The 8,399-nt window shown below is 75.0% G+C and carries 9 protein-coding genes and 2 pseudogenes; 8 read left to right on the top strand and 3 right to left on the bottom strand.

Translation table 11 applies throughout. From position 1 onward, the window contains the following. The 8 genes and pseudogenes from ACZJYS_RS20665 to ACZJYS_RS20630 all read left to right on the top strand — a co-directional run. A pseudogene (locus ACZJYS_RS20665) lies at positions 1-249 on the top strand (hypothetical protein); the annotation flags it as partial. Next, complete coding sequence (locus ACZJYS_RS20660) at positions 246-1,277, top strand: zinc-dependent alcohol dehydrogenase (protein WP_379651819.1); 1,032 nt, start codon at positions 246-248, stop codon at positions 1,275-1,277. The pseudogene ACZJYS_RS20665 and the gene ACZJYS_RS20660, both read left to right, overlap by 4 nt. Beyond that, a complete protein-coding gene (locus ACZJYS_RS20655; RefSeq protein WP_379635050.1) occupies positions 1,265-1,663 on the top strand; it encodes a 6-pyruvoyl trahydropterin synthase family protein in 399 nt (132 codons plus the stop codon). The genes ACZJYS_RS20660 and ACZJYS_RS20655 overlap by 13 nt, the downstream gene beginning before the upstream one ends. Before the next feature lie 2 nt (positions 1,664-1,665). Continuing rightward, on the top strand, positions 1,666-2,709 hold the full coding sequence (locus ACZJYS_RS20650; protein WP_493180164.1) for a glycosyltransferase family 4 protein: 1,044 nt from the start codon (positions 1,666-1,668) through the stop codon (positions 2,707-2,709). Then, positions 2,706-3,599, top strand: a complete 894-nt coding sequence (locus tag ACZJYS_RS20645; RefSeq protein ID WP_493180163.1) for a class I SAM-dependent methyltransferase — start codon at positions 2,706-2,708, stop codon at positions 3,597-3,599. The genes ACZJYS_RS20650 and ACZJYS_RS20645 overlap by 4 nt, the downstream gene beginning before the upstream one ends. Before the next feature lie 70 nt (positions 3,600-3,669). Continuing rightward, the gene (gene otnK, locus ACZJYS_RS20640) at positions 3,670-4,938 is read left to right on the top strand and encodes a 3-oxo-tetronate kinase (RefSeq protein WP_109514980.1); all 1,269 of its coding nucleotides are present in this window, start codon (positions 3,670-3,672) and stop codon (positions 4,936-4,938) included. Then, a complete protein-coding gene (gene otnC / locus ACZJYS_RS20635; RefSeq protein ID WP_493180162.1) occupies positions 4,935-5,567 on the top strand; it encodes a 3-oxo-tetronate 4-phosphate decarboxylase in 633 nt (210 codons plus the stop codon). The genes otnK and otnC overlap by 4 nt, the downstream gene beginning before the upstream one ends. 13 nt (positions 5,568-5,580) lie before the next feature. Continuing rightward, a complete protein-coding gene (locus tag ACZJYS_RS20630; RefSeq protein WP_109514978.1) occupies positions 5,581-5,961 on the top strand; it encodes a methylglyoxal synthase in 381 nt (126 codons plus the stop codon). Here the strand turns inward: ACZJYS_RS20630 and ACZJYS_RS20625 are convergent. The 3 genes and pseudogenes from ACZJYS_RS20625 to ACZJYS_RS20615 all read right to left on the bottom strand — a co-directional run. Continuing rightward, positions 5,909-6,877 carry a diacylglycerol/lipid kinase family protein gene (locus ACZJYS_RS20625; RefSeq protein WP_109514977.1) on the bottom strand — a complete coding sequence of 323 codons (969 nt, stop codon included), beginning with the start codon at positions 6,875-6,877 and terminating at the stop codon, positions 5,909-5,911. The two genes, ACZJYS_RS20630 and ACZJYS_RS20625, sit on opposite strands and share 53 nt — an antisense overlap. 62 nt (positions 6,878-6,939) lie before the next feature. Continuing rightward, the gene (locus tag ACZJYS_RS20620) at positions 6,940-7,923 is read right to left on the bottom strand and encodes a 2-hydroxyacid dehydrogenase (RefSeq protein ID WP_379651815.1); all 984 of its coding nucleotides are present in this window, start codon (positions 7,921-7,923) and stop codon (positions 6,940-6,942) included. A gap of 143 nt (positions 7,924-8,066) precedes the next feature. Continuing rightward, positions 8,067-8,399 (bottom strand): annotated as a pseudogene (locus ACZJYS_RS20615) (hypothetical protein); the annotation flags it as partial.

Raw genomic sequence — 8,399 nt, 5'->3', positions numbered from 1 at the left:
GCCGGCTGCCTGGACCGGCTGCACGTGACGGTGGCGCCGGTGCTGCTCGGCTCCGGCATCCCCGCCTTCACCCTGCCCGAGGCGGCGCGCATCGCCGACGGGCTGCGCTTCACCTGGGCGGTGCACAGCCTGGGCGAGGACGTGCTGTTCGACATCGCGCTGCACCGCGCCCGCCCCGCCGTCTGCACCCCCGTCTGCGCCCCCGTCTGCACCGCGCCGGGACAGCCGCCGGAGACGGCAGCGCCATGAGGGCGCGCGCCTTCTGGGCCACGGCGCCCGGCCAGGGGGAGATCCGCGCCGAGACCCTGCCGCCGCGCGGGCCGGAGGAGGCGCTGCTGCGCGCCCTCGCCAGCGGCGTCTCGCGCGGCACGGAGCGGCTGGTGCTGCATGGCCGCGTGCCGGAGAGCCAGTGGCAGGCCATGCGCGCGCCCTTGCAGGAGGGCGAATTCCCCTTCCCCGTCAAGTACGGCTACGCCGCCGTGGCGGTGGTGGAGGAAGGGCCGGCCGCCCTGCGGGGCCGCCGCGTCTTCTGCCTGCACCCGCACCAGGACCGCTTCCTGGCCCCGGCCGGGATGTGCAGCCCCGTGCCGGATGCGGTGCCGGACCACCGCGCCGTGCTGGCCGCCAACATGGAGACGGCGCTGAACATCGTCTGGGACGCGGCGCCCATCCCCGGCGAGCGCGTGCTGGTGATCGGCGCCGGCGTGGTCGGGCTGCTCTGCGCCTGGCTCATCGGCCGCTTTCCCGGCACATGCGTCACGGTGCAGGACACCGACCCGGCGCGCCGCGGCGTGGCCGAGGCGCTGGGCGCCCGCTTCGCCCTGCCGGAGCAGGCGCCGCCCGAGCAGGAGCTGATCCTGCACGCCTCGGCCAGCCCGGAGGGGCTGCGCGCCGCGCTCACGCTGGCGGCGATGGAGGCGCGCATCGTCGAGGCCTCCTGGTATGGCGACCGCAGCGTCTCCCTCCCCCTGGGCGAGGCCTTCCACGCCCGCCGCCTGACGCTGCGCTCCAGCCAGGTGGGCAGCGTCTCCCCCGCCATGCGCGGCCGCCGCAGCCATGCCGAGCGCATGGCGCTGGCCCTCTCCCTGCTGGCCGACCCGGTGCTGGACGCGCTGGTGGGGCCGCGCGTGCCGTTCGAGGCGCTGCCGGCCTGCATGGCGGCGCTGCTGGCGCCGCCGCCGCCCGGCCATCCGGCGCCACTCTGCCCTGTCATCACCTACGGCGCCGCCGCGCCGGCCGCCCCAGAGCAAGGATTGACCCGCGCATGTTCAGCCTGACGGTCGCCGACCACATCATGGTCGCCCACAGCTTCCGCGGCGAGGAATTCGGCCCCGCGCAGCGCGTGCACGGCGCCACCTTCGTGGTGGAGGCCGAGTTCCGCGCCGCCCGGCTGGACGCGGCCAACCTGCTGGTGGACATCGCCGCCGCCCGCGTCGAGCTGCGCCGCATCCTGGACGCGATCGACTACCGCAACCTCGACACGGTGCCCGAATTCGCCGGGCAGAACACCAGCACGGAATTCCTCTGCCAGCACATCCACGGCCGGCTCGGCGCGGCGGTGAAGGATGGCCGGCTCGGCGAGAGCGGCCGCAAGGTGGAGGCCATCAAGGTGCTGCTGCGCGAGAGCCCGCTGGCCTGGGCCGCCTACGAGGCCGCGGTCTGACGATGGACCTCGCCCTTCTCGTCCCCGGCCCCTTCAGCGCCATCTCCGGCGGCTATGGCTATGACCGCCGGCTGGTGCAGGGCTTCCGCGCGGCCGGCCATACGGTGCGCGTGGTGGAGCTGGAAGGCCGCCACCCGCTGCCCGACGCCGCCGCCCAAGCCTCGGCCCGCGCCGCGCTGGACGCCATCCCCGAGGGCACGCGGCTGATCATCGACGGGCTGGGCCTGCCCGCCTTCGCCCCCTTCGCCGACGAGCTGGAGGCGCGCGGCGCGGTCGGGCTGATCCACCACCCGACGGCGATCGAGCCCGGCTTCGCCCCGGAGGAGCGCGAGGAGCTGCGCCAGCGCGAGACGCTGCTGTTCCCGCGGCTCGCCCGCCTCGTCGCCACATCCCGCCTCACCGCCGACCGGCTGCCGCTGGAATTCGGCGCCGACCCGGCGCGCATCGGCGTGGTCGAGCCGGGCACCGACCCGGCGGAGCGCTCGCAAGGCTCGGGCGGCCCCGGCTGTGCCATCCTCTCGGTCGCCGTGCTGGTGCCGCGCAAGGGGCATGACGTGCTGCTGCGCGCCCTGGCCCGCCTGCCCGACCTCGACTGGACCCTGACCATCGCCGGCGGCGCGCGCGACAAGGTGCACGCCCAGGGCGTCGCCGCCCTGGCGCGGGAGCTGGGCATCGACCAGCGCGTGACCTTCGCCGGCGAGGTGGTGCAGGAGGCGCTGGAAGCCCTCTACGCCCGCGCCGACCTCTTCGCCCTGGCCACCCACTGGGAAGGCTACGGCATGGCGGCGGCCGAGGCGCTGGCGCGCGGCCTGCCCGTGGCCATCACCGCTGGCGGCGCCATCGCCGACGTGGTGCCGAAGGCGGCGGGGGTGATCGCGGCACCGGGCGATGTCGCCGCCCTCTCCCGCGCCATGCGCCGCCCGATCTTCGACCGCACGCTGCGCGCCGAGATGGCGGACGCCGCCTGGGAGGCCGGGCAGCGCCTGCCGCGCTGGGCCGACCGCGCCACCGCCTTCGCCGCCGAGCTGGAGCAGGCCGCCCGATGAACCGATCCGCCCCCGAAGGCTTCGACGGCGACTGGCTGGCGCTGCGCGAACCCTTCGACGCCCGCGCCCGCAACGCCGACCTGGCCTTCGCCCTGGCCGACGCGCTGCCGCCGCGCCCGCACCTGCTGGATCTCGGCGCCGGCACCGGCTCCCTGCTGCGCTGGCTGGCGCCGATCCTCGGCCGCTCGCAGCACTGGACTCTGGTGGATGCCGACCCCGCCCTGCTGCAGCGCGCCTTCGCCACCATCGAGGAGCGCGCCATCCTCGCCGGCTGGACCACCACCTGGCCGCGCGACACCACCCTGCTCGTCCACACGCCGCAGGGCGTCTGGCGCGTCGAGGCGCTGGTTGCCGACCTCGCCGCCGGGCCGCGCGCCCTGCCGCTGGAGAAGGCGGACGGCATCGTCAGCACCGCGCTGTGCGACCTCGTCTCCCGCCGCTGGGTGCGGCGGATGGCGGAGGCGCTCGCCATCCCCTTCTACGCGGCGCTGAACGTCGATGGCCGCGAGGGCTTCTATCCGTCCCACCCGGCGGACCGGCTGCTGGCGCGCGGCTTCCGCCGCGACCAGATCCGCGACAAGGGTTTTGGTGGCGCGGCGCTTGGCCCCGCGGCGCCGGCGGCCATGGCGGTGGCCTTCCGCGCCCGCGGCTTCGCCGTCCGCACCGCGCCGAGCCCGTGGATCATCGGCGCCAACACGCCGGTGATGGCGGACTCGCTGGCCGAGGGCCATGCCGGCGCGGCGCTCGCCGCCCTGCCGCGCGGCCATGGCCCCGCCATCCGTGCCTGGGCCGAGGCGCGCCGCGCCCAGGCGATGCGCGGCCGCCTCTCCGCCCGTATCGGCCACACCGACCTCCTGGCCCTGCCGCCGCCGCCGAAGCGGCGGCGCTGAGGGGGCTTTTTCGTCCCGGCGGCGGGGCGTGCTACCCTGCCGCCGGAACTGAGCGAGGAGAATTGCCCCGATGCCGTTGCTCGGCTGCATCGCAGACGATTTCACAGGCGCCACCGATCTCGCCGCCATGCTCGTCGCCCATGGCATGACGACGGTGCAGGTGATCGGCGTGCCGCACGGCCCGCTGCCGGAGGCGGATGCCGTCGTCGTCGCGCTGAAGTCGCGCACCGCGCCGGCCGCCGAGGCGGTGGCCGAGAGCCTCGCCGCCTGCGAGGCGCTGCTCGCCGCCGGCGCGAGGCAGATCTTCCTCAAGTACTGCTCCACCTTCGACAGCACGGATGCGGGCAATATCGGCCCGGTGGCGGATGCGCTGCTGAAGCGGCTGCAATCCGGCTTCGCCATCGCCTGCCCGGCCTTCCCGGCGAATGGGCGCAGCGTGTTCCAGGGCCACCTCTTCGTCGGCGCCGCGCTGCTCAGCGAGAGCGGCATGGAGAACCACCCGCTGACGCCGATGCGCGACGCCAACCTGGTGCGCGTGCTCTCGCGCCAGACGGAGGGCGGCGTCGGCCTCGTGCCCTTCGCCGTGGTGGAGCAGGGCGAGACCGCCATCCGCCAAGCCTTCACCCGGCTGCGCGATGGCGGCCGCCGCTACGCCATCACCGACGCGGTGACGGAGGCGCATCTGCACGCGCTCGGCCGCGCCTGCGCCGGGCATGCGCTGGTGACGGGCGGCTCCGGCATCGCCATGGGCCTGCCGCAGAATTTCCGCGACCAGGGCCTGCTGCCCGACCGCTCGGACGCCGACGCCCTGCCCGCGCCGCGCGGCGCCATGGCGGTGCTGGCCGGCTCCTGCTCGCGCGCCACGCTGGCGCAGATCGGGCTGGCGCGGCTGCACGTGCCGGTGCTGGAGCTGGACCCGCTGGCCACGCCCGACGCCGCCGCGCTGCTCGCCGAGGCCGAGGCCTGGATGGAGGGGAAGCTCTCCGAGGCGCGGCCCGTGGTCATCGCCGCCTCCGCCCCGCCGGAGAAGGTGGCGGCGCTGCAGCAGGCGCTCGGCCGCGAGGCGGCGGGCGCGCTGGTGGAGAGGGCGCTGGCCCGCATCGCCGCCGCGCTCGTCGCGCGCGGCGTCGGGCGGCTGGTGGTGGCGGGCGGCGAGACCTCGGGCGCGGTGGTGCAGCGGCTCGGCATCGCCACGCTGCGCATCGGCCCGCAGATCGACCCCGGCGTGCCCTGGACCTATGCCGAAACGGCGGGGGCGGAGCCGGCCGGCCTGCACCTCGCGCTCAAATCGGGCAATTTCGGCGCCCGCGATTTCTTCCTGAAGGCGTTCACGGCATGACTGAATCCGACCTGCGCGACCTGCTCTGCGAGCTCGGCGCCAGCCTCTTCGCCCGCGGCTACAGCGTCGGCAGCGCCGGCAACATCAGCGTGCGGCTGCCCGATGGCTACCTGATGACGCCGACCAACTCCTCCCTCGGCCGGCTCGACCCGGCACGCATCAGCAAGCTGGCGCCGGACTGGTCGCATCTCGGTGGCGACAAGCCCTCGAAGGAGGTGTTCCTGCACCGCGCCGTGCTGACCGCGCGGCCGGAGGCGGGCGCCGTGGTGCACCTGCACTCCACCTGTGCCACCGCCATCGGCTGCCTCGCGGCACCGGGGGAGGATGCGCCGATCCCGCCGCTGACGCCCTATTTCGTCATGCGCGTCGGCCGCCGCCTGCCGATCGTGCCCTATTACCGCCCCGGCGATTCCGCCATGGAGCCGGCCGTGCACGCGGCGGCGCTGGAGGCGCGCGCGCTGCTGCTGGCCAATCACGGCCCGGTGGTCTCCGGCAAGACGCTGGTCGATGCCGTCTATGCCGCCGAGGAGCTGGAGGAATCCGCCAAGCTGGCGCTGATGCTGCGCGGCATGCCCGCGCGCGAGCTGACGCCGGCGCAGGTGGACGACCTGCTCAGCACCTTCGGCTGAGGCGCGCGCGGCCATGCCCATCACCCTCGCCCTCGTCGCGCATGACCGGATGAAGCCGGCGCTGGCCGAATGGGCGGCGCGGCACGCGGCGGAGCTGGCGCCGCACCGCATCATCGGCACCGCCACCACCGGCGGCGTGCTGCGCGAGCGCAACCCGGCCCTCGACATCCGCACCGTCAAGAGCGGCCCGCTCGGCGGCGACCAGCAGATCGGCGGCATGATCGCCGAGGGGGAGATCGAGGCGCTGATCTTCTTCCCCGACCCGCTGGCGCCGCAGGCGCATGACGTGGACGTCAAGGCGCTGCTGCGCATCGCGCTGGTCTATGACGTGCCCTGCGCCTTCAGCCCGGCGACGGCCGATCTGCTGGTGGCGGGCGGCCTGCTGCGGCGCTGACGCGCTCCGGCACCGCGCCCGGCGCGGCCCCGGGCGGCGGCGCCAGCACGCGCAGCGCACCGGGGCGGATGCGGTAGCGCAGCGGCGTCGCCATCGTCGCCACCTCGCCATCGAGCGAGACGCGCAGCACGGGCGAGGTGCTGCGGATCTCCACCTCGGGCACCCGCCGCATCTCGAAATCCCGCTCCTCCCGCAGCCGGCCGAAGGCGGCGCGCAGCGCCAGGCGCAGCATGCCGAGGCGGCTGCGCGGCCGCGTGACGCAGAGGCAGAGCACGCCCTCATCCAGCGCCTGGCGGGTGCCGGGGCGCGGCAGGCTGGTCTCGTAGACATTGTTGCCGATGAAGACGAGCGGGGTGCGCAGCCGCTCCTGCCGGCCCTCCGCGCGCACCAGCAGGCGCCGCCGCCCGAAGCGCCAGAAGATCCGCAGCGAGGCCTGCAGCATGGCCGGCCCCTTGCGCCAGCCGCTGCGGCGGCGGTGCCTGTCGCGCTCCGAGACCATGTCGGCGTAGAGGCCGACCGAGGAATTGTTGATGAAGACCCGCCCGTTCACCTCCGCCACATCCACCGTGCGAAGGTGGCCGGCGGCGATGATGGCGGCCGCCTCCTCCAGCGTGTCCGGCATGCCGAGGTCGCGGGCGAAGTGGTTGAGGGTACCGAGCGGCAACACCCCGAGCGGCGTCTCCTGCCCCGCCAGCAGCCCGGCCACGGTGCCGATGGTGCCGTCGCCCCCGCCGGCCACGATGGCGTCCCACCGCCCCGCCAGCGCGGCGCGGGTGGCCTTCTCCAGCGCCTCCCCCTCGACCTGGGTGATGCTGGCGCAGGCGCCGTGCCGGGCGAAGGCGGTGGCGATGCGCAGCGAGAGATCCTCGCCGCGCACCGAGCCGCCGCCGCCATTGATGATGACCTTTACGCGCATGGCGGTTCAAGCCACGGCGCGGCCGTCGGGTTTCCGCCCGAACGGGTAAACCCTGCGCCGGTTCAGGCCGAGAGGTCGATCTCGTCCTGCAGCGCCTCGCCACGGAAGAAGCGGCCGATATTGGCGGTGGCGCCGGCGACCTTGGCCTGCATGGCGTCCAGCGTGCCGGCGGCGACATGCGGCGTCAGCACCACGCTGTCGAGCGCGAAGAGCGGGTTGTCCGGGCGCGGCGGCTCGGGCTCGAACACGTCCACGCCCGCGGCGCGGATGGTGCCGGCCTTCAGCGCGCGGGCCAGCGCCGCCTCGTCCACCACCGCGCCGCGGGCGCAGTTGATCAGCACCGCGTCGCGCCGCATCCGCGCGAAGGTGTCGTCGCTGAACAGGTGGTGCGTCTCCGGCGTGGCGGGCAGGTGCAGCGTCACCACCTCGGACTCGCGCAGCAGCTCGTCGAGTTCCACGCGGCGGAAGCCCAGCGCCAGTTCCAGCCCCTCCGGCAGCTTCTGGTAGGGGTCCGCATAGAGGCCGCGCACCTTGAAGGGCTGCAGCAGCGCCGCCACCGCCGAGCCGATGCGCCCCATGCCGACGATGCCCACCGTGCGGCCGCGCAGGTTGCGCGAGACGGTGCGCAGCGCCGTACCCAGCCACTCGCCGCGCCGCATCGCCGCGTCGGTGCGCGGGATGTGCCGCAGGCAGGCGAACATCAGCGCCAGCGCGTGCTCGCTCACCACATCGGCCGTGCCGGAGGGGTTGATGGCCAGGCGGATGCCGCGCGCGCGCAGCTCCGGGATCGGCGTCTCGCCCTGCCAGCCCACGCCCTGGTGCTGCACCAGCTTCAGGCGCGGCGCCTTCTCCACCCATTCGGGCCGCAGCACGGCGGGCGCCACGATCACCGCATCGGCGATGGCGAGCTTCTCCAGCCGCTCCGCGTCGCTGTTGGCCGAGAGGGTCAGCAGCTCGCATCCCTCGGGCAGCGCCTTGCGCCACATGGCGTAGACCGCCTCCGGCGCATAACTCAGATACAGGACGCGGTGCAGATTCTCGGTCATGGACGTTCCTCGGATGACGGGCGCGGCCGAAGCCGCGCGGCGCGCCGAGGCTAAGGCAGCCGGGCCATGCCGGAAAGCCGCCTCGCCCATGAGAAAAGGCGCCGTGTCGCCACGGCGCCTTTCCATCCCTCACATCCGGCGGATCAGCTGCCGGCGGGCGTCTCGTCCGGAGCATCCGACTCCGCCGCGGCGGGCGAGGCGGGCTCGGCTTCCGGTGCCGGCGCCGGCGCCTCGGCAGCCTTCTTCCGGCGCGGGCGCACCGCCTTCGGGGCGGGCTCGGCGTCCTGGTCGCTGTTGTTGCCCATCATCATGTCGGCCATGGCGGCGGCCTGGCGGGGCATCTCCGTCAGCGCGTCGATCATGGTCTCGCCGAGCGTCACGACGTCCTGCTTCGGCTTGCGCGGCGCCGCGGCGCGACGCCGGACGGGAGCCGCAGCCTGCGGCGCGGCGGAGGCCTGGGGGGCAGCGCTCTTGCG

This window comes from Roseomonas sp. TS2, from assembly GCF_058833935.1.
This window is presented reverse-complemented; position numbering and strand designations above follow the sequence as displayed.